At 71.5% G+C, this 21880-nt stretch carries 18 protein-coding genes; 4 read left to right on the top strand and 14 right to left on the bottom strand.

What is annotated here, in order from left to right; genetic code table 11:
- Nucleotides 1–737: 737 nt before the first annotated feature.
- From OG349_RS22510 to OG349_RS22500, 3 genes are read right to left on the bottom strand one after another with little or no spacing between them, the layout of a single operon-like run.
- Nucleotides 738–1937, bottom strand: a complete 1200-nt coding sequence (locus tag OG349_RS22510; protein WP_327236324.1) for a dipeptidase — start codon at nt 1935–1937, stop codon at nt 738–740.
- Nucleotides 1938–1942: 5 nt separating this feature from the next.
- Nucleotides 1943–2467, bottom strand: coding sequence for a 5-(carboxyamino)imidazole ribonucleotide mutase (gene purE, locus OG349_RS22505; RefSeq protein ID WP_327236323.1), 525 nt, complete (start codon nt 2465–2467; stop codon nt 1943–1945).
- Nucleotides 2464–3603 (bottom strand): 5-(carboxyamino)imidazole ribonucleotide synthase, encoded by a 1140-nt coding sequence (locus OG349_RS22500; protein ID WP_327236322.1) that lies wholly within the window; start codon nt 3601–3603, stop codon nt 2464–2466. Before OG349_RS22500 ends, purE begins: the two co-directional genes overlap by 4 nt.
- A 211-nt stretch (nt 3604–3814) precedes the next feature.
- Here OG349_RS22500 and OG349_RS22495 point away from each other — a divergent pair, with 211 nt between their 5' ends.
- Nucleotides 3815–4306, top strand: coding sequence for a GtrA family protein (locus OG349_RS22495; RefSeq protein WP_327238673.1), 492 nt, complete (start codon nt 3815–3817; stop codon nt 4304–4306).
- 26 nt (nt 4307–4332) lie between these two features.
- Here OG349_RS22495 and OG349_RS22490 read toward each other — a convergent pair whose 3' ends face one another.
- The 4 genes from OG349_RS22490 to OG349_RS22475 form a co-directional block, all read right to left on the bottom strand.
- Nucleotides 4333–5625, bottom strand: coding sequence for an ATP-binding protein (locus tag OG349_RS22490; RefSeq protein ID WP_327236321.1), 1293 nt, complete (start codon nt 5623–5625; stop codon nt 4333–4335).
- 13 nt (nt 5626–5638) lie between these two features.
- Nucleotides 5639–6316 (bottom strand): response regulator transcription factor, encoded by a 678-nt coding sequence (locus OG349_RS22485; protein WP_327236320.1) that lies wholly within the window; start codon nt 6314–6316, stop codon nt 5639–5641.
- A 190-nt stretch (nt 6317–6506) separates the two neighbouring features.
- A complete protein-coding gene (locus OG349_RS22480) occupies nt 6507–6998 on the bottom strand; it encodes an ATP-binding protein (RefSeq protein WP_327236319.1) in 492 nt (163 codons plus the stop codon).
- Between the two features lie 259 nt (nt 6999–7257).
- On the bottom strand, nt 7258–7626 hold the full coding sequence (locus OG349_RS22475; RefSeq protein WP_327236318.1) for an STAS domain-containing protein: 369 nt from the start codon (nt 7624–7626) through the stop codon (nt 7258–7260).
- Between the two features lie 306 nt (nt 7627–7932).
- Here OG349_RS22475 and OG349_RS22470 point away from each other — a divergent pair, with 306 nt between their 5' ends.
- Nucleotides 7933–8874, top strand: coding sequence for an RNA polymerase sigma factor SigF (locus tag OG349_RS22470; RefSeq protein ID WP_442806409.1), 942 nt, complete (start codon nt 7933–7935; stop codon nt 8872–8874).
- 1277 nt (nt 8875–10151) lie between these two features.
- On the opposite strand, the gene OG349_RS22465 is transcribed toward OG349_RS22470, so the two are convergent.
- The gene (locus OG349_RS22465; protein WP_327236316.1) at nt 10152–10679 is read right to left on the bottom strand and encodes an AAA family ATPase; all 528 of its coding nucleotides are present in this window, start codon (nt 10677–10679) and stop codon (nt 10152–10154) included.
- A 172-nt stretch (nt 10680–10851) separates the two neighbouring features.
- On the opposite strand from OG349_RS22465, the gene OG349_RS22460 reads away from it, so the two are divergent.
- On the top strand, nt 10852–12003 hold the full coding sequence (locus OG349_RS22460; protein WP_327238672.1) for a DegT/DnrJ/EryC1/StrS family aminotransferase: 1152 nt from the start codon (nt 10852–10854) through the stop codon (nt 12001–12003).
- A gap of 1 nt (nt 12004) precedes the next feature.
- The gene (locus OG349_RS22455) at nt 12005–14203 is read left to right on the top strand and encodes a lipopolysaccharide biosynthesis protein (protein WP_442806291.1); all 2199 of its coding nucleotides are present in this window, start codon (nt 12005–12007) and stop codon (nt 14201–14203) included.
- Here OG349_RS22455 and OG349_RS22450 read toward each other — a convergent pair.
- From OG349_RS22450 to OG349_RS22425, 6 genes are all read right to left on the bottom strand, one after another.
- Nucleotides 14178–15251: a glycoside hydrolase family 26 protein gene (locus OG349_RS22450; RefSeq protein WP_327236315.1), complete on the bottom strand. Its 1074-nt coding sequence runs from the start codon at nt 15249–15251 to the stop codon at nt 14178–14180. The two genes, OG349_RS22455 and OG349_RS22450, sit on opposite strands and share 26 nt — an antisense overlap.
- The gene (locus tag OG349_RS22445) at nt 15248–15718 is read right to left on the bottom strand and encodes a hypothetical protein (RefSeq protein ID WP_327236314.1); all 471 of its coding nucleotides are present in this window, start codon (nt 15716–15718) and stop codon (nt 15248–15250) included. Before OG349_RS22445 ends, OG349_RS22450 begins: the two co-directional genes overlap by 4 nt.
- 514 nt (nt 15719–16232) lie before the next feature.
- Complete coding sequence (locus tag OG349_RS22440) at nt 16233–18164, bottom strand: hypothetical protein (RefSeq protein ID WP_327236313.1); 1932 nt, start codon at nt 18162–18164, stop codon at nt 16233–16235.
- A gap of 137 nt (nt 18165–18301) precedes the next feature.
- The gene (locus OG349_RS22435; RefSeq protein WP_327236312.1) at nt 18302–19132 is read right to left on the bottom strand and encodes a polysaccharide deacetylase family protein; all 831 of its coding nucleotides are present in this window, start codon (nt 19130–19132) and stop codon (nt 18302–18304) included.
- A complete protein-coding gene (locus tag OG349_RS22430; RefSeq protein ID WP_327238670.1) occupies nt 19129–20502 on the bottom strand; it encodes a glycosyltransferase in 1374 nt (457 codons plus the stop codon). The genes OG349_RS22435 and OG349_RS22430 overlap by 4 nt, the downstream gene beginning before the upstream one ends.
- 60 nt (nt 20503–20562) lie before the next feature.
- Nucleotides 20563–21723, bottom strand: coding sequence for a GNAT family N-acetyltransferase (locus tag OG349_RS22425; protein WP_442806290.1), 1161 nt, complete (start codon nt 21721–21723; stop codon nt 20563–20565).
- Nucleotides 21724–21880 lie beyond the last annotated feature (157 nt).

Raw genomic sequence — 21880 nt, 5'->3', positions numbered from 1 at the left:
CGGCTTACTGATTGTCCTCAATCGCCGGACGGGCTTGGTTGTGCCCGCTGCGGGCCGGTTGCGTATGCGCGGGTTGTTGCCGGGGGCCGGGCAGGGGTCGTGTCCTGCACTGCATGTTTTACGTCGCGTTCGGGACCTTGCTTTGTTCGGGTTCGCCACGCGACACAAAACACGCTCTACGTTCCGGACACGACCCCTGCCCGTCCCCCTTCCACGCCCGCGTTCAAGACAACCCCGGCCCGCCCCGGCGTCGGAGGACACCGGGGCCACTTCCAGCCCGTCCGGCGTTTGAGGACATCGGTAACCCGCACCCGCGCACCGCGCAGGGGCACACCCCAGCCCGTCCGGCGATTGAGGACATCGGTAACCCGCGCTCGCGCACCAGGCAGGGGCACACTCCAGCCCGTCCGGCGCTTGAGGACGTTGGTAAGCGGCACCGTCCACCGGGCAGAGGTGAGGCGCCCCGGGCGGGCGGGGTCGTTGCGTCTCCCGTCGGCGTGAGGGGGGTGGGGTCGGAGGAGGTGCGTGTGTCCGGACGTAAAGCGTGTTTTGTGGCGCATGACTACCGGTGAACTGGACGAGTCCCTGAGGCGCCGTAAAACATGCAGTCCGGACATACGTACCTCCGCAGGCCCCGGCCCCCGTCACCACGGCACACCCAGCCCGTCCGGCGATTGAGGACATCAGTAAGCCGCGCCCACCACCGGGGCGCAGACGCCCGTCCGGCGCGAGGACAATCAGTGACCCGCGTCCAAAGACACGACCGTCGCCTGCGAAGGCGCCCGTTCCGAGGACAAGGAACGAGCAACATCCTCCGCCCCCCGAAGCACCCGCACCGCATTCGCCCACGTCAGCTTCGACACGTCCGACCGCGACCACCCCCGCGACAGCATCTCCGCGATCAGGTTCGGGTAGCCCGACACATCGTCCAGGCCCACCGGCGTGAACGGCGTGCCGTCGAAGTCGCCGCCGATGCCGACATGGTCGACGCCCGCGACCTCCCGCATGTGGTCCAGATGGTCCGCCACCGTGGAAACCAGGGCCCGCGGCCGCGGATTCGCCGCCTCGAACGCCTCGTGGACCTTCATCGCCTCCGCCGTCCTGTCCAGCGCGTGCAGCCCGTGCGCGGTCATGTTCTCCCCCGCCGCGGCCGCCCACGCCACCGCCTCCGGCAGGACGAACTGCGGTACGAAGGTGACCATCGCGACACCCCCGTTCGCGGGGAGCAGCGCGAGGACGTCGTCAGGGACATTGCGCGGATGGTCGCAGACCGCCCGCGACGACGAGTGCGAGAAGATCACCGGCGCCTCGGTCACCGCGAGCGCGTCCCGCATCGTCGTCGCGGCGACGTGCGAGAGGTCGACCAGCATGCCGAGGCGGTTCATCTCGCGGACGACCTCGCGGCCGAACTCCGAGAGGCCGCCCACCGAGGGCACGTCCGTCGCCGAGTCCGCCCATGCGAGGTTGTCGTTGTGGGTCAGCGTCATGTAGCGCACGCCCAGCGTGTACAGCGCCCGCAACGTGGCCAGCGAGTTGTTGATCGAATGCCCGCCCTCCGCGCCCATCAGGGAGGCGATACGGCCCTGCCGGCGCGCCGTCTCCATGTCGTCGGCGGTCAGCGCGCCGACCAGGTCCCGCGGATAGCGCGCGAGCAGCCGGCCGACGACGTCGATCTGTTCCAGCGTCGCGCTGACCGCGTCGTCCCCGGCCATGTCGGACCTGACGTACACGGACCAGAACTGCGCGCCGACCCCGCCCTTCCTGAGCCGGGGGATGTCCGTGTGCAGATGGGCCGACTGGTCGTCGGCGATGTCCAGGCGGTCCAGGTCGTACCGGACCTGCTCACGCAGCGCCCACGGCAGGTCGTTGTGGCCGTCGACCACGGGGAACTCGGCCAGCAGGTCGTGCGCCTCTTCGAGGAAGTGCGTGGAGTCCATGGCGGTTATTTCCCGAAACCGAAGCTGTCCACACCCTGGACCTTGGCGCGCAGCCGCTTGCCCTTGTCCGTCGCCTGCTCGTTGAGGTCCTGGAGGAAGTCCCGCATCCGGGCCTGGAGCTCCGGGTCGTGCGCCGCGAGGATCCGTACCGCCAGCAGCCCCGCGTTGCGCGCCCCGCCGACCGACACGGTCGCCACCGGGATGCCCGCGGGCATCTGGACGATGGACAGCAGCGAGTCCATGCCGTCCAGATACTTGAGCGGTACGGGGACGCCGATCACCGGCAGCGGGGTCACCGAGGCGAGCATGCCGGGCAGGTGGGCCGCTCCCCCGGCGCCCGCGATGATCGCGCGCAGGCCCCGGCCGGCCGCCTGCTCGCCGTACGCGATCATCTCGCGCGGCATCCGGTGCGCCGAGACGACGTCGACCTCGTACGGGATCTCGAACTCGTCGAGGGCCTTCGCCGCGGCCTCCATGACGGGCCAGTCGGAGTCCGAGCCCATGACCACGCCGACGACAGGGGTGCTCATTCTGTGATCGTTCCTCGCAGGTAGCCGGCGGCATGGCGGGCGCGCTCCAGCACGTCCTCCAGGTCGTCGCCGTAGGTGTTGACATGCCCGACCTTGCGGCCCGGCTTCACGTCCTTGCCGTACATGTGGATCTTGAGCTGCGGGTCCCTGGCCATGCAGTGCAGGTACGCCTGGTACATGTCGGGGTAGTCGCCGCCGAGGACATTGCACATGACGGTCCAGGGCGCGCGCGGCCGGGGGTCGCCCAGCGGCAGGTCGAGCACGGCCCGCACGTGGTTGGCGAACTGCGAGGTGATCGCGCCGTCCTGCGTCCAGTGCCCGGAGTTGTGCGGGCGCATGGCCAGCTCGTTGACGAGGATCCGGCCGTCGGCCGTCTCGAACAGCTCGACCGCGAGGTGGCCGACGACGCCCAGTTCCTTGGCGAGGCGCAGGGCGAGCTGCTGGGCCTCGCCCGCCAGCTCGTCGGAGAGGCCGGGCGCGGGCGCGATGACCGTGTCGCAGACCCCGTCCACCTGCTGCGACTCGACCACGGGGTAGGCGACGGCCTGGCCGTGCGGGGAGCGGACGATGTTCGCCGCCAGCTCCCGTACGAAGTCGACCTTCTCCTCCGCGAGGACCGGGACGCCGGCCCGGAAGGGCTGCTCGGCGTCGCGCTCGGACCGTACGACCCACACGCCCTTGCCGTCGTACCCGCCGCGCACGGTCTTGAGGACGACCGGGAAGCCGCCCACCTCCGCGGCGAAGGCCGCCGCGTCGGCGGGGTCGGCCACGATGCGGTGGCGCGGGCAGGGCGCGCCCAGCTCGGTGAGCCTGGCGCGCATCACCCCCTTGTCCTGGGCGTGGACGAGCGCGTCGGGACCCGGGCGTACGGGGATGCCGTCCGCCTCCAGCGCGCGCAGATGCTCGATCGGCACGTGCTCGTGGTCGAACGTGATCACGTCACACCCTCGCGCGAAGTCACGCAGCGTGGCCAGGTCGTGGTAGTCGCCGATGACCACATCGCCGACCACCTGGGCCGCGGAGTCCTGGGGGGTGTCACTGAGGAGCTTGAATCTGAGGCCGAGGGGGATGCCCGCCTCGTGGGTCATACGGGCGAGCTGACCGCCGCCGACCATGCCGACTACCGGGAACGTCACGCCCCCAGAGTATCCGGCGTGCGAAGGGGCGGAGTCCGCGAGCCGTCCCGGAGGGGTCGGGGGGCGTCAGGACGGGCCTCTGTGCGGCCTACAGCGCGTCACATCCGCCCCAGGTGTGTCCTGGGCCACGGACCCGGCCCCGGGTCGGCCGACAGGGTCGCTGGTTAGCATGGCCGCACAGGACATCGACCGGACGGGGCTGAGCGGGCATATGGGCGAACGGGGCGCACTCCGCGCGCGACTGGACCGGCTCGTGCGCGAGGCGGCCAAGTTCGGTGCGGTGGGCGCCGTGGGGCTGCTGGTGAACCTGGTGGTCTTCAACCTCGTACGGCACGGTACGGACGTGCCGGTGGTACGGGCCGGCATCCTGGCCACCGTCGTGGCGATCGTCTTCAACTACGTCGGCTTCCGCCACTTCACGTACCGGGACCGCGACAAGACCCGGCGTACGAAGGAACTGTCACTGTTCCTGCTGTTCAGCGTGGTCGGCCTGGTGATCGAGAACGGGGTTCTCTACGCCGCGACGTACGGGTTCGGCTGGGACACCCCGCTCCAGAGCAACGTGTTCAAGTTCCTGGGCATCGGGGTCGCGACGCTGTTCCGCTTCTGGTCGTACCGCAGCTGGGTGTTCCGGTCCGTGCCGCTTCCGGCGGAGGCGGGCGAATCGTTCCTGGAGCGCAGTCCTGACCGGATACAGAGCTGATCGGTGAGCTGATCCGTACCAGCTGATCAGCGGACCGGGCGGTCGCCGCCGTCCTCGCTCCTCGGGGTGTGCGGCGCCTTGCGGGTACGCGCCTCCCTGCTGAGGAAGAGCGCGAAGACCGGCGGGTGCTGCTGGAGCAGTTCGAGCCGGCCGCCGTCCGCCTCCGCCAGGTCGCGGGCCACGGCCAGCCCGATGCCGGTGGAGTTGCGGCCGCTGATGGACCGCTCGAAGATCCGCGCGCCGAGGTCGGCGGGCACGCCGGGGCCCTCGTCGGTCACCTCGATGACCGACTGGTTGCCGGTGACGCGCGTGCGCAGCGCGACCGTACCGCCGCCGTGCATCAGTGAGTTCTCGATGAGGGCGGCGAGGACCTGGGCGACCGCGCCGGGGGTACCGACGGCCCGCATGCCGTTGCGGCCCGAGCAGACAATCGCCCGTCCCGCGCTGCGGTAGGCCGAGCGCCACTCCTCCAGCTGCTGTTTGACGACTTCGTCGATGTCGAAGGCGACGGCGGAGCCGGTACGGGGGTCTCGCGCGTTGGTGAGCAGCCGCTCCACCACGTCCGTCAGCCGCTCGACCTGCGTGAGCGCGATCGTGGCCTCTTCCTTGACGGTGTCCAGGTCGTCGGTGGCGGAGATCTCCTCCAGCCGCATGGACAGGGCGGTGAGAGGGGTACGGAGCTGGTGCGACGCGTCCGCGGCGAGGCGCCGCTCGGCGGTGAGCATGCGCGCGATCCGCTCGGCACTGGAGTCGAGGACGTCGGCCACCCGGTCCAGCTCGGGCACCGAGTACCGCTTGTGGCGGGGGCGCGGGTCGCCGGAGCCGAGGCGCTCCGCGGTCTCGGCGAGGTCGGTGAGCGGCGAGGCGAGCTTGTTGGCCTGCCGTACGGCGAGCAGGACGGCGGCGATGACGGCGAGGAGCGCCACTCCGCCGATGATCAGGAGGGTACGGCCGACCTCACGGTTGACGGAGGAGCGGCGCTCCTCGACCACGACCTTCTCGCCCTGCTCGCCGGTGGCCTTGCCCCGGATAACACTGCCGGTGGGGTGGTCGCCGAACTGGACGGGCGGGTGGCCGGGGATGTCGACGCGGGCGTAGCGGTCCTTGCTGATCTGGTCGGCCAGCATGCCGGGGGTGATGTTCTCGCCGCCGAGCAGGCGGCTGTCCACGATGCTGCCGATCCGGACGGCCTCGTTGTCCACGCTCTCCTGGGCGCTGCTGGTGATCGTGCGGGTCTCGACGATGACGAGGGACACGCCGAACACCGCGATGACGACCAGCACCACCGCGAGCGTGGAATTGATGAGACGACGGCGCAAGGTGCCCTTCCGGCTAGCTCTTCTCGAAGCGGAAGCCGACGCCCCGTACCGTCGCGATGTAGCGGGGGTTCGCCGCGTCGTCGCCGAGCTTCTTGCGGAGCCAGGAGATGTGCATGTCGAGGGTCTTGGTGGACGACCACCACGTCGTGTCCCAGACCTCGCGCATCAGCTGGTCGCGGGTGACGACCCGGCCGGCGTCACGGACCAGGACCCGGAGCAGGTCGAACTCCTTCGCCGTGAGCTGCAGCTCCTCGTCGCCCATCCAGGCGCGGTGCGACTCGACGTCGATCCGCACGCCGTGGGTGGCGGGCGCCGGGGCGGGGTCGGTGGCGCCGCGCCGGAGCAGGGCACGCACGCGGGCGAGCAGTTCGGCCAGGCGGAACGGCTTGGTCACGTAGTCGTCGGCGCCGGCGTCCAGCCCGACGACGGTGTCCACCTCGTCGGCGCGGGCGGTGAGCACCAGGATCGGCACGGTGTGGCCCTCGGCGCGGAGCCGGCGGGCGACTTCCAGGCCGTCCATTCCGGGCAGGCCGAGGTCGAGGACGACCAGGTCGACCCCACCCTGGAGGCCTGCGTCCAGGGCGGTCGGACCGTCTTCGCGGACCTCGACCTCGTAACCCTCCCGGCGCAGGGCGCGGGCCAGCGGCTCCGAGATGGATGCGTCGTCCTCGGCGAGCAGTACACGGGTCATGGGGTGATGGTAGTCCGCGCCGGGCGCGCCTTGGGTAGCGATCGGCGGCACCTGCGGGTCAGGGAGGCGATCCCGTGAAGCGCCTTCGAATGCGAAGGGATAGTTCCGCGTATGCCTGTGGTCCATCTCTCAGCAGACGGCTCACAGGAGAGGGACAGGGACGGACCGCTCGCGACGGTGGTACCGCTCGTCACGACGGTGGCGCCGCCAGCTCCGCCCAGACCGTCTTCCCGGTCTCACCGGGGTTCCGTACGACACCCCAGTCGAGGCAGAGCCGCTGGACGATGAACATGCCGTGGCCGCCGGGGCGGCCCGCGCGGTGCGGGGTGCGGGGTTCGGGCTGGCCTTCGCCGTGGTCCGTGACCTCCAGGCGCAGGACTTTCGCGTTGGTCGAGACGCGCAGTTCCTCCGGCCCTTCGGCGTGCAGGCACGCGTTGGTGACCAGCTCGGAGACCACGAGCAGGACGTCTTCCGCGGCCGCCCGCCGGTCGGGGGTCGCCGCAGGGAGCCAGCCCCAGTCGTACAGCGCCTGGCGGGTGAAGTCGCGCGCGAGCGGGACGACCCCGCTCGCGTCGGACAGCGCGAGCGCGCGTACCCGCCCGTCGGACGGCGCGAAAGGGGTTCCCGCGTCGTCCGGCTCGGGGCCGAGGTCGCCCGGCGGAGGCTGCCGGGTGGTGCTCATCAGCGCTTCACCTCACCGATTCACCGAATTCCAGTTCGTCACTACAGATCACTTCAGATCACCACAGATCACTACACATCACAGACCGGTTCGGGGAGAGCTGGGCCGGTGGGCCTGCGGGGAGACTCCTGCCCCTGCGTATCGTGACAACACCCACATCACCGGTGCGAAAGTCAGCAGGACCCGTCCGGCGGAGACCGCGGCCGGCCCGGACGGTGGCGGGGCGGGGAGAGTAAGAGGCCACGTACCCGAGTCCGCCTCAGTCCGCCAAGGCGTCTTCGACGGAATCATGGAGGGTGAAGACCGCGTCCGCCCCCGTGATCTCGAAGACCCTGGCCACGACGGGCAGCATGCCCGCCAGATGAACCCCGCCGCCGGCGGCGTCCGCCGTCAGACGGGCACCGAGCAGTACGTTGAGCCCGGTGGAATCGCAGAATTCGAGCTGCGAGCAGTCGATGACCAGGCGTACCCGGCCCTGCTCCAGCGCCGTCTCCAGCGGGACGCGCAGGACGTCCGCCGTGTGGTGGTCCAACTCGCCGGCCGCGGTGACGACCTCGCTCCGGCCCTCGGTCCGAACCTCGACCCGAAGCCGGCCCCGGTTGGCGCTGCCGACCGTCTGCCGGTCCATTCCCGTCCCTCTTCGTGTCTGGTAGCCATTAGCCATCGTCGGAAGTTCGCGCGCGCGGCATGCCTTTGGCTGCCGTCGACGCCGGTCGAACATTACGCCTTTCACAGGCCGACCGGTAGCCGAAGTCCCCCACAATAAGGGCAAACAGAACAATTAACACTTGCAACTGCCTGTACCGACCGGGTAGGGCTAGGAGGGACACATTCCAGAGGGACACATTCCACACGACCGGCTTCGGAGGCGCCGCAAACCGTAGCAACGTGTAGGGGCATCGGCGGCCACATGCCGAGAACGATGGAGGAGACCATGGCACCCCGGCTCGACGAACCGCTTTCCGAACCGCGTACCAAGGGCGGACCCCGCACCGGGGATCTGGAGAACCTGCCCAGCGAGGGTCTGGTGAACCTGCCCACCGAGGGCCTGGAGAACCTGCCTGGCGAGGGTCTGGAGAACCTGCCCGAGATCCCGCCCTTCGACGAGGTAGGGGCGGTTGATGCCCGGGCCCTGTCCAAGACGCTCTTCGCCCGTCTCGAATCCCTCGAAGAGGGCACGTACGAGCACGCATACGTCCGCAACACCCTGGTCGAGCTGAATCTCGCCCTGGTGAAGTTCGCGGCCTCCCGCTTCCGCTCCCGCAGCGAGCCGATGGAGGACATCGTCCAGGTCGGCACGATCGGCCTGATCAAGTCCATCGACCGCTTCGAGTTGAGCCGTGGCGTGGAGTTCCCCACGTTCGCGATGCCGACGATCGTCGGCGAGATCAAGCGTTTCTTCCGCGACACGTCGTGGTCGGTACGGGTGCCACGCAGGCTCCAGGAGCTGCGCCTGGACCTCGCCAAGGCGAGTGACGAACTGGCGCAGCGCCTCGACCGGGCACCGACGGTCGACGAGCTGGCGGAGCGGCTCGGCCTCACCCACGACGAGGTGGTGGAGGGAATGACGGCGAGCAACGCGTACACGGCGAGCTCGCTGGACGCCCAGCCGACGGAGGACGACTCCGAGGGCGCGCTGTCGGACCGCATCGGCTACGACGACCACGGCCTGGAGGGCATCGAGTACGTCGAGTCCCTCAAGCCGATGATCGCGGAACTTCCCCAGCGGGACCGCCACATCCTTTCGCTGCGGTTCGTGGCCAACATGACGCAGTCGGAGATCGGCGAGGAACTGGGCATCTCCCAGATGCATGTGTCGCGCCTGCTCACGCGGACGCTGGAGAAGCTGCGTAAGGGCTTGATGGTGGAGGAGTGAGACCTGGGCTTGGGTTGGGGGTGGGGGTGGGCGTGGGTGCGGGTGCGGGTGTGGGTGTGGGTGCGGATGCGGATGCGGATGCTGCTCAGTGCTCGGGTTCGGGCCGAGGGGTAGTCGGGGTGTCCGGCGTCGAATGAGGCGGGTGGGGCCGCCCCTTGCGGTTGAGTGTCGCGGTTTCGGGGCGGGCGTCAAGGGCGCTCCTGCGTCGCGTCGGCTTCGCCGATTCCACTGCGTTCCACCCTTGACCCCCACCCCGAAACCGCAAGGGAAGGCTGGGGGGGCGGCCCGGGGGAAGGGTCCCCGGGGGCCAGTCTGTTGTCGGGGTTTCGTCGCGGGCTGCGGCTTTCGGCGGGGGTTTGCGCACCACTTGAATGGGGCAGCCGGTCTCGTCTCGGCGGCTGACGACCGCCCGTTGGCCAGCGCACAAGCACCGTGTCTGAGATCCGTGGTCAGCTGCGGGGTCGGGCAGGGCCCCGGCCCGCCCTGGTGGTCAAATGCCCTATTTGCCCAGGCTTTGAGGCTCATTGGGGGCCTCTTTCGCCTGGTCTTGCGTCCTGTGTTTCGTTAAGGGGATCTGCCAGCACACAACCCACCGAAACGGGCCCGGCAGCCTCCCCACCCGCGGCGTATACCCCCACCACCCACTCGGCTCCGGCTTGACGCCCGCGTACGGGCCGGTGGGCGGCAGTCGGCCGCCAAGACTGCCCACCATCACACCCCACCAGGCCAAATGCACCAATTGCCCTAGCTTTGAGGACTCCCGGGGGGCTCGTCCCATCCAGTCTTGTGTCCTGTGTTGCGTTAAAGGGCTCTCAGAGCAAACAACCCACCGAAACAGGCCAGACCAGCCGCCTGTCCCTACCCCTTCCGCCCCACCACCCACTCACCACAGACACGGTGCTTGTGCGCCCGCCAACGGACGGTGGTCAGCCGCCGAGACGAGACCGACTGCCCCATTCAAGTGGTGCGCAACACCCCGCCGAAAGGCGCGGACCGCGACGAAACACCAGGGACAGACAAGCCCCCGGGGACCCCTCCCCCCGGGCCGCCCCCCCCAGCCTTCCCTAGCGGGGCCGGGGTGGGCGTCAAGGGTGGAACGCAGTGGAATCGGCGAAGCCGACGCTCCGCAGGAGCGCCCTTGACGCCCACCCCGGCCCCGCGACAATCAACAACAAGGGGCGGCCCCACCCGAACCACACAACCCGGCCACCCCCGACTACCCCTCGGCCCGAACCCGCACCCAAACCCAAACCCAAACCCCCTCCCAAACCCCACCCTCACCCCCACCCCCGCCCCCTCACCCACGCACCCGCCTCCCCCGGCCCACCGAACCGCACCACCCTCAGTGGGGCGAAGCGGGGATTCGTCGTCCGGGCGTGTATGTCCGTCCGCCGCGCTCCGTGCTGGGACCACGCCCACCACGCCGGGTGGTCTCGGCTGAACCAGCCCGCCAGCGTCTCCCTGTTGCCGCCGAAGATGCGTTCCCGGCGTACGGTCCGCCTCAGCGATCTCCGCAGCACCCTGGGCATCACCACCCGCCTCGGGTAGTCCAGCCAGATCACCGTGTCGGCGTGTTCCCACAGCAGGTCGCGGACCTCGGGGTAGCCGAACGAGTCGAAGATCCAGGCCGGGGAGGCCGCGATGTCGGCGACCCGCGACGCGAAGTCCTCGTCCACCGCCCAGTCGGGGCCTGTGAAGTGCAGTGCGTCCATCTCGTAGTAGGGCAGGGCGAGTTCGCCGGCCAGGGTCCGCGCCAGCGTGGACTTGCCGGCCCCGCTGATGCCCACCACCAGAACGCGCCGCATCTGTGGATCGTACCGACAGCGGCCGGGGGGTCCGGTCCTGCCGCCTTATTGACGGGGCCGTCCGGTATGGGCCACATTGAGCCCGGGGCAGGGGGGAATCGGAATGGCTCTTGGGGAGAGCTGCCCGGCGGAGTTCAGTGCGCGCACGGTCTACTCCGGTCTGGAGTCGCTCATGCGCCGTCGCCTCGGCAGGGAATGTCTTTATGTGCCGTCGTGCCGGTTCGGGCTGTACCTCGCCCTGCGCCACTGGTGCCCGCCCGGCGGGCGGGTCCTCATGTCGCCGGTCAACGACGACGTCATCTTCTTCGTCGTGCTCGCCGCCGGACTGCGGCCCGTACAGGCCCCGTTGCATCCGCACGACGGGTCGATCGACCTCGACCGCGTGCCGGACTCCGACTGGCGGGGACTGTCCGCCGTACTGACCACCAATCTGTACGGCAATCCCGATCCGGCACCCGAACTGCGTGCCCGCTGCGACACGTTGGGGATTCCGCTGATCGAGGACGCCGCGCACGCCATCGGCAGTGCGGTGGCGGGACGGCCCGTCGGCGGCTTCGGGGACGCGTCCGTGTTCAGCCTCTCCAAGCACGTGGGGGCCAAGACCGGTGGTTTCCTCGCCGTCGCGGATCCCGCTCTTCGTACGGAACTGGCCCTGGCCCGCGATGAGTTGCTGATGCCCACCCGGCTCCGCGCCGAACTCGCCTACGCCGTACGCCCCTACGCCGAGGCCGGCGTACGCGCGCTGCGTCTCGTACGGGCCGCCCGCGCCGCGTTACGCGCGCTCGGCCAGGAGGAGCGCGAGGCGATCCGGATGCCGCTGCGGGCCGGTGACCTCAAGCAGGCGCTGGCCGGGGAGCCGGGGCTGAGCGAATTCCACTCCTGGGTGCGCGTCGACATGCACGACTACCGGCTGCGGCCGGGGCGCACCCGTCTGAGACGTACGGAACGGCTGCTCTCCGGACTCGACACCCGCCTGGACGCCCACCGGGCGGGCACGGAAAGGCTGTGGGACACCCCCTGGGGTGGCCGCCGGAGTCAGGATCGGGGCGAGGTTCAACCCCTCTTCCGCGTCCCCCTCCTCGTCGAAGACCGTGACGCGGCCATCGCCGCCCTCGCCCGGCGCCGTATCACCACCGGCTACCTCTACGACCCCCCGCTCGACACCTACGCGGGCGAGGTCTTCACCGATCCGTCCCCGCACCCCGCCCCCGCCGCCTGGTTCGCCCGGCACGCCCTGCCCGCCGACCCGCGCCGCGCCGACGAGATCATCCGCGTGCTCACCGCGACCGGCGCCCGGCCGGCCGTGTGGGACGGGCGCGGCTGAGGTGGCCGAGACCACCCGGCTGCGCGGTCCCGCCGGCCCGGCCGGGGGGAAGCCGGACGCCGCCGCGCGGGCCGGGCACGACTCGATGTTCCGTAACGCCTACGCGCTCATGCTCTCCACCGGCGTCTCCGCCGCCCTGGGCCTGGGATTCTGGCTCGTCGCCGCCCGCTACTACACGGAAGAGGCCGTCGGGCAGGGCTCCGCCGCCATCGCCGCGATGCGGCTGCTCGCCTCGATCACCGCCACCACCATGATCGGCGCGGTGGTGCGGTACGTGCCCCGGGCCGGGCGCGCCACCGGCTCGCTGGTCCTGCGCGCGTACGCCGTCAGCTCGCTGGTCGTCTGTGTCGCCTGTGTGGTGTTCCTGCTGACCCTCGACCTCTGGGGTCCGTCGTACGCGCCTCTCGACGGGCTCACCGCCGGACTCGTCTTCACCGCGTCCTGCGTGACCTGGGCGCTGCTCACCCTCCAGGACGGTGTCCTGACCGGCCTGCGGAAAGCCTTCTGGGTGCCGGTCGGCAACGCCGTCTTCTCCATCGGGAAGCTGCTGCTGCTCGTCGCGTTCGCCACCGCGATGCCCGTGCTCGGGGTTTTTGTCTCGTGGGCCGCCGCCATCGCCCTGTCCGTCCTGCCGCTCGGCTGGCTGATCTTCCGCAAGCTCATCCCCCGGCAGGCCGCGGCCGACCACAACCGTGAACCGCTCAGCCTCTCGGACATCGGGCGGTTCCTCGCCGGGGATTCCGTGGGGGCGCTGTTCAGCCTCGCGATGATCAATCTGCTGCCGGTGATGGTCGCGGTCCGCTTCGACGCGGCGCACAACGCCTTCTTCTACACGGCGTACACCGTCGGCGGCACGATGGAGTTCATGGCCATCAACATGGCCTCCTCGCTCACCGCGCACGCCTCGCACAGCCCGGAGCGGCTGGCCGAGGGGGTACGGGGGGCGCTGCGCCGGATGGCGGTCCTGCTGGTGCCCGTCGTCCTGGTGCTGGTGGTCTTCGCGCCGCAGGTGCTGGCTCCCTTCGGACCCGACTACGCCGAGCACGGCACCACTGTGCTGCGGCTGCTGGCCGCCGCCGCCCTGCCGCGCGTGGTCGTGGAGTTGTACATCGGGGTGCTGCGGGTCCAGGGCCGTACCGGCATGCTCGCCGTCCTCCAGGGCGCCATGTGTCTGCTGGTGCTGGGCAGCGCGATGTTCCTGCTCGGGCCGACGGGGATCTCCGGGGCGGGCCTGGCGATGCTGGGGTCGATGACGCTGGTCGCGCTGGTCGCGGCGCCGGGGCTGCGGGCGGCGCTCAGCGGCCGGCCGCCGCGTGCCACCTGGCTGACGCGGGTGGTGCGGCGGCGGGAGGATCCCCGGCGGGGGACAGTACCGGCGGACGACGAGTACGGCACCAACTGGGCGCGGCAGGCGGCGTATCCGCACAGCGTGCGCCACCACCGCGACACGGGCAGACCGGCTCTCGGGATTGCGGTGGGGGCGGTCGGGCCGGCGCAGGCGCCGAGGGCGGTCGTACGTAGGCGAGCCGCGCGGCCGCCCGTGTCCCGGAGTCGTGCTCGCGAGCGTGAGGAGCGCTGGATCACTCTGCTGTGGCTGCTGCTCGGGCTGGGCGCCGGGCTGTTCTGGTCCCCGCTGGCGCGCGTGGTCCCGCTCGGCCAGGACCGGCTCACCGGGCGGGAGTTGTTCGACGCGCTGCCTCCGCTCACCGTCGCCGGGGGTGTGTTGCTGATCGTCGTCCAGTGCGCCGCCGCCTCGCTGGTCCGGCCCCGGCCGATGCTGCTCGGGACCGGGTTGCTGATCAGTTTCGCTTCGCTGCACTCGGCGCCGCCGCTGCTGGGCGTACAGCCGGACCGGGCGTCGGGGCTCTGGCACGGCCCGGTCGTGGACGTCCTGGCGGACCTACTGGATCTCTACGTGGGCGGGGGGCGGTTCGACCGGGACGACGTCCTGCGCGCTCTGCCGGTGGCGCTGCAACTGCTGTGTCTCGGGCTGGCCGCCCTGGCCCTGTGGGCGGTACGGGCCGACGGCCGGGTCACGGCCGGGGTTTTGTGGGTGCTGGTGATCACCGGCTGGGCGGCGCAGCAGCCGTTCGCCGCCGCGCCTGTGCCGGTGTTCGTGGGGCTGGCGGGGGTGGCGGGCGCGACGCTCGCCGTGAGGGCCTTTCTTGTACGGGCTACCGCCGGGGCAACGGCTGATTGAAGTAGCCGTCACGGCCCGCCTCCCGGTAACCCTCCAGTGCCGGGCCCTTGTTGACGGTCAGGTCGCAGTGGGCGCCGGGTATCGGACGGTTCCAGTGCACCAGCGCCTTCACCTTCGGCAGGGTGGGTGCCGTCTTGGGGATGGCCTCGTACCAACCGCGTTGCCGGTCGGGCGTGGCCGGGTCGGGCGCCGTACTGAACTCGGCGAGCATCACCGGCTTGGAGTCGGAGATGTTCGCGCGGAGCCAGTCGTACGACGGGCGCTGGCTGCGGTCGAAGTCGAGCCAGTCCGGGGAGTCGTGGCACTGGAAGTAGTTGTACTGGTCCATGCCGATCCAGTCGACGTACGCGTCCCCCGGGTAGAGCTTCTTCATCAGCCCGGCGTTCCCGAGGTAGCCGGACACCGTCCACACCCACACCACGTTGTCCACGCCGAGTTGCCTGAACCGGTCGTGGATGTGGCGGTAGGCGGCGACGAACTCCTCGGGGGTGCCGGCGTCGGGGGTGCGGAAGTCGGTCTCCTGGTCGAAGGAGAAGAAGACGCGTTTGCCGTACGCCTTGAGGCGGCGGGCCTGCGGATCGATGATCTCCTCGTCGAAGTCACCGGCGGCGACCTTGTCCCAACCGAGTTGCTTCTCGGTCCAGTTGCGGTGGTGCGGCTCGGTCCACACGGTGGACTCCCAGGCGAGCATCAGCATGCGGTCCTCGCCCAACTCCTTCTCGTCGGGGGTGAGCAGCGTCCCGTCGCGGGCGGTGCCGGACATGTCGTGGTAGTTGTAGACAAGGTCGAGCCTGCGCCCGATCTTCTTCTCCAGGCTGTGGACGGCGTCGGTGAGCGACCCGTTCTTCGCGTACGGGACGTAGGCGCCCCACCAGGCTCCGCACGGCGGTTCCAGCAGGGTGGTGGGGGCGCAACTCGCCTGTGGAGTGGGCGCGTTCTCCTGCCGGTCGATCCAGAGCCCGGCTCCGGTGAGCAGCGCGCCGACGGCGGTCAGGGCGAGAGCGAGGAGGGCGGCCCCACGGGCGTCCCGGTGCGGCCGCTCGGTCATCGAGGCGCCTCGGGGTCAGGTGCGGGAGTCGGATCCGGTTCGGGCGTCCCGCGCTCGGCGGCGCCGCGTGTCGCGGCGGGGAGCGGGAGGGCCGGCAGGAGGCTCGCGAGGGTGGTGACGGTGGCGAGCGAGGCGAGGAAGAGGGTGGCCGAGAAACCGGACACCAGGAACAGCGCGGTGGCGGCGAGCGTCGCGAGGGACAGACTCAGGGGCGCGGCGAGCGCCAGCACCTCCAGCCGCGCGGCGGGGCGCGGCGGCTGCGGGAGCAGCAGGGCGAGGCCGGGGCCGAGGCCGACGAAGAGGAGAACCGGTATCCACCGCAACGGCGCCCCGTCGGGCAGCGCGGTGGCGGCGAGGGCCGCCCAGCCGGAGAGTGCGAGGACGGTCCGAAGAGCGAAGTGGTCGCGCGGCGGGAGGATGCCGGGGGCGCGGCGGGGGAACGCGGGGGCGGGGGGCGCGGCGGCCACCGCGGCCGGAGCGGCCTCGACGGGTCGCTCAGACGCGGCAGACGCAACCGGCGGCCCGGGCTCGACGGACGCTACCGCCGCTGCGGGCGAGTCGGGCCCAGCAGGCGACTTGGGCGCCACAGGCGCGGCAGGCGCAACCCGAGGGCCGGGCTCGACGGACGCCACCGCCACTGCGGGCGAGGCGACCTCGGCGGGCGGTTCGGGCGCCGCAGGCGCGGGAGGCGCGATCGCCGGGGCCGGTTCGGCGGATGCTGCGGGCGAGGCGGGCTCGGCAGGTCGGTCAGACGTGGCACGTCGCTTGGGTGCCGCAGGGCGCCCAGGCGCGGTCAGCGGCGCCGTGGGTACCGCCCCCGCCTTTGGGTCGGCGGGCTTCGGGCGCGGGCCTGCGGGGGCGGGGTCCGCGGCGTCCACGGCCGCGCGCGCCCGCTCGGTGGTCGCGTCTCCGACGCGCGGCGTCCCGCCCGTGGCGAGGTCGTTCTCGGGGTCTCCTGGTCGCATCGCGGCGGCCTCCACGTCAGGGGGTGGCGGGTGCGGTGGGGGCGGGGGGCTCGACGTGTTCCAGGACCAGGCCGTACCGGCTCTCCTCCACCACGCGGAAGTGCGGTGAGCGCTTCAGCGCCTCGCTCATGCGCGCGAAGCTGCCGGCCGGCAGGTAGCCCTCGCCGATGGTCGCCTCCTCCTGCGTCGGGGTGAGGATCACGTACGCGGTCCGGCCGGGCGGGATGCCCGCGTCCAGGTAGCCCGCCGGGTCCTTGAGCATCTTCAGGTTCTCCGGCACCTCCTGCTCCGTGAAGAACCACCGTTCGTACCGGTCGTAGCGGTGGTACGCCCCCGGGAAGGACCCCGTGGTCGCGAGGATCAGCGATCCCTCCGGCGCCCGGTCGTAGGCGCGTTCGACCAGCGCGGTCTCCTCGGGCGGCGCGTACTGCATGCCTTCCTTGCCGTAGTACGAGGGCAGGAAGCCGGCCAGCAGGGCGACCAGCGCGACCGGCAGCGCCACCACCGCCGCCCGGCGCGCGAGGCGGCGCGCCCGGCCCGCCCCGGCGACCGCGGGGACCAGCGCGGCGGCGGCGAAGAACGCCGTGCCCGGCAGCCCGAACAGGTAGACGCGGAACAGCATTTCGCCGCCGTAGTCGTTGACCGCGAAGAGCGGCACCGGCGCCGCCGCCGCCAGCAGCAGCGGCAGCGCGCTGTGCGTCAGCCTGCGCCGCAGCAGTACGGCCGCCCCGGCCAGCACGGCGAGCGCGGCCACCATGAGGATGTTGGCCGCGCCCACCAACTCCGGCCCGGGACCGCTCGGTTCACCGGCGAACCCGGGGCGGGAGTTCTGGAGCAGCTGGCCCGCCGAGTCCCGCAGCGTACCGAGCGTGTCCAGGAACAGCGGGCGGCCCATCGTCAGGTCCCAGACGAGCATCACCACCCCGGTCACCACCAGCAGCCCGAGATTGCGGTAGCGGCGGGTGAGGCAGAGCGCCATCAGGGTCATGCAGAGCATGACGGGCGTCAGTTGGTGCGAGGCGTTGACCGCGGCGATCAGCGGGACGAGCACCGCCACCCCGATCGCCCGCTGACGGCGCGTGGCGGACGGCGGCACGGACGCCGCCGCCGGGTCGAGATGGGCGCGTTCACGCAGCCGCCCGGCCGAGCCCGGCCGCACGAAGTGCCGTACGACCACGGCGAACACGGTCAGGAACAGCAGATACGCGAAGGCCTGCGGAGCCAGGTAGTCCTGGCCCACCCAGTTGGCGAGCTGAAAGATCCAGACCGCCGTCCACACCAGGCGCCGGTCGTCCGTGAACGTGCGGTAGATGAGCACCAGGACCGGCATCATCAGCAACCCGAAGGCGACCGGCGCCCAGTTGGTGTACGCGGCGGCGCCCTCCACCCCGAACGCCCTGATCAGCGCCGCGTTGAGGGAGAAGAAGCCGGGCCACTGGTCGTACGCCGACATCCCGCCGGACAGTTCGGTGTACGGATGGAAGGTGCCCTCGGCCAGCAGCCGGGCGATCACGGCGTCGTGCTTCGACGCCCAGGCGTAGCGCACCGAGTCGTACAGCAGGGCCGGTGGGGCCTTGAGCGCCACCAGCATGGCGACGCAGTAGGTCAGCGGCCACCAGGGCGCCGTACCGGCCCGGCGCAGGCTGACCAGGAAGCCGGCCGAGAGGACGACCAGCGAGACGTAGAAGACGACCGGGAAGCGGTCGAGGAGCCCGAACTCCCCGATGTCGCGGAACCCGATCCGGGGTAACGACCACGCCCACAGCCCGCCGCCGACAACCAACGGGAGCCAGGAGAAGAGCCGTTGGGGACGGAACGGAGTCTTCGTCGTGCGCCCGGGGAGTGGCTCGTCCACCGTCCGGGAGGTGTCCGCCGCCTTTGGTACGGGCTCCTGTACGGGGGGCGGCGCGCCGCTCCCCGAGACCGGTGTGGACACACGTTGCTGCACAGTGCGACTCCCCCCACAGATGTGGTCGCGGCCGTCACGCCGCTGTCCCTGAAGCGAAGTATAAGAACCGTCATCGTGTTTGTGTTGTTCTCGTACGCCCCTGTTGCACAAGGGAGTTGGGGTGCGCGCGGACCGTACTACCCCGCGAACTCCGGTCCGCGCAGGCGCCCCCGCGCCCTGCGGTACAGCCGCCACCCCAGCGTGGGCAGCGTGTCGTCGAACGGCGCGACCCGCACCCTCTCCCCCTCCGCCGGTCTGCCGTCCATCCACCGCTCGACGTCCCGCACGGTATGCCGGCGGCGCAAAATGAGCCGGGCGATGCGGTACGACTCGTCGCGGTACGAGGAGAGCGCGTGCCGTACGGCGACGGCCGAGGCGTACCCGGCAGCGGCGGACGCGCGCCGTACAGCAGGGCTGTTGTAGCCGTGCGGATAGGCGAGGTGCGCCACCTCGTGGCCGAGGACGTCCTCCAACGCAAGCTTGGAATCGCGGAGTTCGCGGTGCAGCTCGCGGGCGGGGAGCGTGTCCAGCTGGGGGTGGGTGACGGTGTGCGCCCCCACCTCGATCCCGTACGACTCCAGTCGCGGCGCCTGCGCCAACCGCATCATCGGGGCCGGCGGGAGGAGGCTGACGCGGCCCGGGGTGATGGCCCCGGTGGTCAGGTACGCGGTCGCGGGCAGATGGCGGGCGGCGAGCGCCTCGGCCGTGGGGCCCGGCAGGTCTGCGAAGCCGTCGTCGAAGGTGAGGACGACGGGCCGGGACGGCAGGGGGCGGCCGTCCACGAGGTGGCGGACGAGCGCGCTGATCGGCACGGGCGTACGGCCACTGGCCGCCACGGCGTCCAGCTGCGCCGCGAAGTCCTGTGGTGCGACGGTGAATTCGGCGATCCACGGAGGTGGGTGGTCCGTCACGGCGTGGTAGAGGAGGACGGGTATCGGTTGGGTGGTGCGCGTACCGCCTCCGCTCATGGCCTGCTCCCGCGCTGCCGCAGGCGCGCCTTGAGGTAGCCGAGGGGGCCGTGGAGCATCCCCCGGCGCTCCAGCCGCGACAGGCTGCGCGGCCAGGGATGGGCCTGGGCGCCGTGGGCGCCGGGCGCGCTGCCGGTGCCGTTCGGTGGGGCGCCGGGGGTCACTCCCCCGTCCGGCCCCGCCCGGTACGCGGTGATCGCCCGGGCATGGGCGAGGCCGCGCGGCAACTTCCGCACGAGCGAGGGCAGTAGCGCGGGGCGACGGACCAGGAGCGCGGTGAGGTACGCGGTGAGGCCGACGCCGTATCCGTATGCCTGATTCCTCAAGTCCTGCCAGGTCTCCCGGTGGTGGTGCCAGACGAGCGCCCCCGGCGTGTACCGCAGGCGGTGTCCCGCGCTCAGGACCCGGACGAAGGCGTAGAGGTCGTCGCCGCCTCTGGCGGGTGTTCCGGTGCCGGTGGCGGGGTCGAATCCGCCTACGGAGGCGAGGACTTGGGCGCGGAAGGCCATGTTGGCGCCCGAGCCGAAGCTGCCCGCGGTGAAGGGGAAGAGCGGTTCGTCGGAGGGCGGCGCGGCCGGGTCGTACAGCCGTGGTGTGAAGCCCTTGGCGAAGCCGCCGTGGCTCTCCAGCAGGATCTGGGCGGGGGTGGTGAGCCGGGCCGGGAGGATCAGGCCGGTGGTGCAGCCGAGGCGGGGGTCGGCGGCGAAGGGCTCGGTGAGGGCGGTGAGCCAGTGCGGATCGGCGATGACGTCGTCGTCGGTGAAGGCGAGCACCTCCCCCCGCGCGGCGGCGATGCCCCGGTTGTGGGCGGTGGCCAGGCCCGGGACCGGCTCCAGGACGTAGTCGACGCGGCCCGCGTAACGTCCCTGGACGAGGTCGCGGGTGGCGGTGGTGACGGGCGCGTTGTCGACGACGAGGACCTGGAAGTCCGGGTGGTCCTGGGCGAGGAGGGAGTCCAGCGCGCGGGCGAGCCGCGCGGCGCGCTCGCGCGTGGCGACGACGACGGTGGCGCGGGGAAGCGGCGGGGTGGGGCGCTCGGCACACGGCGGGGGTACGGGCTCGGCGCGCGCCCGGTGTTCGACGGACCGGCCCTGCGCGTTGTGCCGCTTCCGTACGGCCCACTCGGCGCGGAACGCCGCCGCGAGCACCTCCGCCGCGTCCTCACCGGCGCGCACGTGGGCGAGGACGGTCGCGGCCGGGCGGCCCCGGAGTCGTACGAGCGCGTACACCCCGCCCTCGCCCAGCGGCGGGCCGCCGGGCGCCGGCCTCAGCGACAACACCTCCCCGTCGGGGCCGTCGAGATCGATCTCGGCGACCGCGAGCGGCGGCAGGTCGGGCAGTTCGGCGCCCACCGCCGCCCCCTCGGTCATCGTGTCCGGTGTACGTGTTCGGTCGGGCACCGCTCACTCCCCCCGTCTGCTCCGCCGTGGTCACCGGTCACGCAGGCGGCCCACCTGGTTCAGGGTCCGCTGCGCGTAACCGGCCAGCCTGGGCCGGTTCCGTACGAAACTGTGCGCGCGGCGGGCCGGTTCGCGGCCCAGCCAGGAGATCGCCGCCCGGGGTCCCGGCCGTACGGACGAGCCCTCGTACACGCGCAGCGCGCCGGTCTTGAGCGCGTCCTTGTACTCCGCCGCGCCGCGCCCCAGGTCGAGCAGGCCGATCCCGTCGGCGGCGGCGGCCTCCGCCATCCGCAGATGGAGGATCAGGCCGGGCGAGAACTTGGCGAACTCGGGGTCGTACGCGGGGAACCAGCACGACAGGACCGTGCGCGAGCGGAGCCCGAAGTGCGCGGCGACGGGCCGGTCCGCCGCGTACAGGACGGAGAGCACACCGGAGCAGCCGGGCGCGCGCGTGACCGCCAACTGCCGTACCAGCTCGGTGATCCACTCCTGGGCGAAGCGGTCGCGGCGGCCCGTCCTGCGGTACTGCGCGGACTTCCACTCCATGAGCGTGCGCAGTGCGCCGGGGTCGCGTTCGTCGAAGACGAAGCGTGTCCCGCCCTCCTGGCGGCCGAGTCTGCGCTCCTTCGCCATGGTCGTCCTGAGGAACTTGGGCGACTGGGCGCGCAGGACCGTCTCGTACGCCTCGTACCCCTGTCCGATGTCGATGACCGGTGATCCGAACTCCTCGGCGGCGGCCGGGACGAAGAGATCCTGTCCCGCTTCGAGGTTGTCGAACTCCCAGGCGGAGAGGGAGCAGGCGCGCAGCAACTCACCTGCTGTGAGCCGCAGTCCGGGGCGGAGGACCGCTCCCTGACAGTCCGAGACGCCTTGCCCGATGGCTCTGCCCTGCCCCAACGGGCCTTTCTCGTAGGGGAAGAAGCCCACGGGCCCGTCCCCATCGCTGTCCCCGTCCGTGTCCCGTACGAGGGCGATCCTGGACCGGGGGCGTACCCGGCCGACCGCCCGGGTGAACTCCGGTTCCATGAACGGGTTGGCGGGGGCGCCGGACTTGGCGCGCAGTCCGCGCCAGGCCTCCGCCTCCGCCTCACTCAACTCCGCGGGCGCCACCACCCGGATGCGCGCGGCACTGCGTACGTCGCCCAACTCAACCCCCCGGTCCACTGCCCTCACCGCGTCCACGTCCCCCATGAACTCCCGCGTGGGCGCACGCTCGTGAGGACGGTACCGGCCCAAATCCCGCCGGGACAGTGCCAGTCGCCCATCTTGCGACGGATCCGTCGAGGAGACCGGAGGGGTGGGGCGGGAGGGGATTCAGGGGCGGTTCCGAGGGGGCGGTTCCGGGAGC

The organism is Streptomyces sp. NBC_01317, assembly GCF_035961655.1.
Lineage (GTDB): Bacteria > Actinomycetota > Actinomycetes > Streptomycetales > Streptomycetaceae > Streptomyces.
This window is presented reverse-complemented; position numbering and strand designations above follow the sequence as displayed.

What these genes read in the sequence shown, in the direction of transcription:
- OG349_RS22480 (WP_327236319.1), bottom strand. Translation starts at nt 6,998, where the DNA reads ATGAGCACCACCCGGCAGCCTCCGCCGGGCGACCTCGGCCCCGAGCCG.
- OG349_RS22510 (WP_327236324.1), bottom strand. Translation starts at nt 1,937, where the DNA reads ATGGACTCCACGCACTTCCTCGAAGAGGCGCACGACCTGCTGGCCGAG.
- OG349_RS22475 (WP_327236318.1), bottom strand. Translation starts at nt 7,626, where the DNA reads ATGGACCGGCAGACGGTCGGCAGCGCCAACCGGGGCCGGCTTCGGGTC.
- OG349_RS22470 (WP_442806409.1), top strand. Translation starts at nt 7,933, where the DNA reads ATGGCACCCCGGCTCGACGAACCGCTTTCCGAACCGCGTACCAAGGGC.
- OG349_RS22465 (WP_327236316.1), bottom strand. Translation starts at nt 10,679, where the DNA reads ATGCGGCGCGTTCTGGTGGTGGGCATCAGCGGGGCCGGCAAGTCCACG.
- OG349_RS22450 (WP_327236315.1), bottom strand. Translation starts at nt 15,251, where the DNA reads ATGACCGAGCGGCCGCACCGGGACGCCCGTGGGGCCGCCCTCCTCGCT.
- OG349_RS22460 (WP_327238672.1), top strand. Translation starts at nt 10,852, where the DNA reads ATGCGCCGTCGCCTCGGCAGGGAATGTCTTTATGTGCCGTCGTGCCGG.
- OG349_RS22495 (WP_327238673.1), top strand. Translation starts at nt 3,815, where the DNA reads ATGGGCGAACGGGGCGCACTCCGCGCGCGACTGGACCGGCTCGTGCGC.
- purE (WP_327236323.1), bottom strand. Translation starts at nt 2,467, where the DNA reads ATGAGCACCCCTGTCGTCGGCGTGGTCATGGGCTCGGACTCCGACTGG.
- OG349_RS22435 (WP_327236312.1), bottom strand. Translation starts at nt 19,132, where the DNA reads ATGAGCGGAGGCGGTACGCGCACCACCCAACCGATACCCGTCCTCCTC.
- OG349_RS22430 (WP_327238670.1), bottom strand. Translation starts at nt 20,502, where the DNA reads ATGACCGAGGGGGCGGCGGTGGGCGCCGAACTGCCCGACCTGCCGCCG.
- OG349_RS22425 (WP_442806290.1), bottom strand. Translation starts at nt 21,723, where the DNA reads ATGGGGGACGTGGACGCGGTGAGGGCAGTGGACCGGGGGGTTGAGTTG.
- OG349_RS22485 (WP_327236320.1), bottom strand. Translation starts at nt 6,316, where the DNA reads ATGACCCGTGTACTGCTCGCCGAGGACGACGCATCCATCTCGGAGCCG.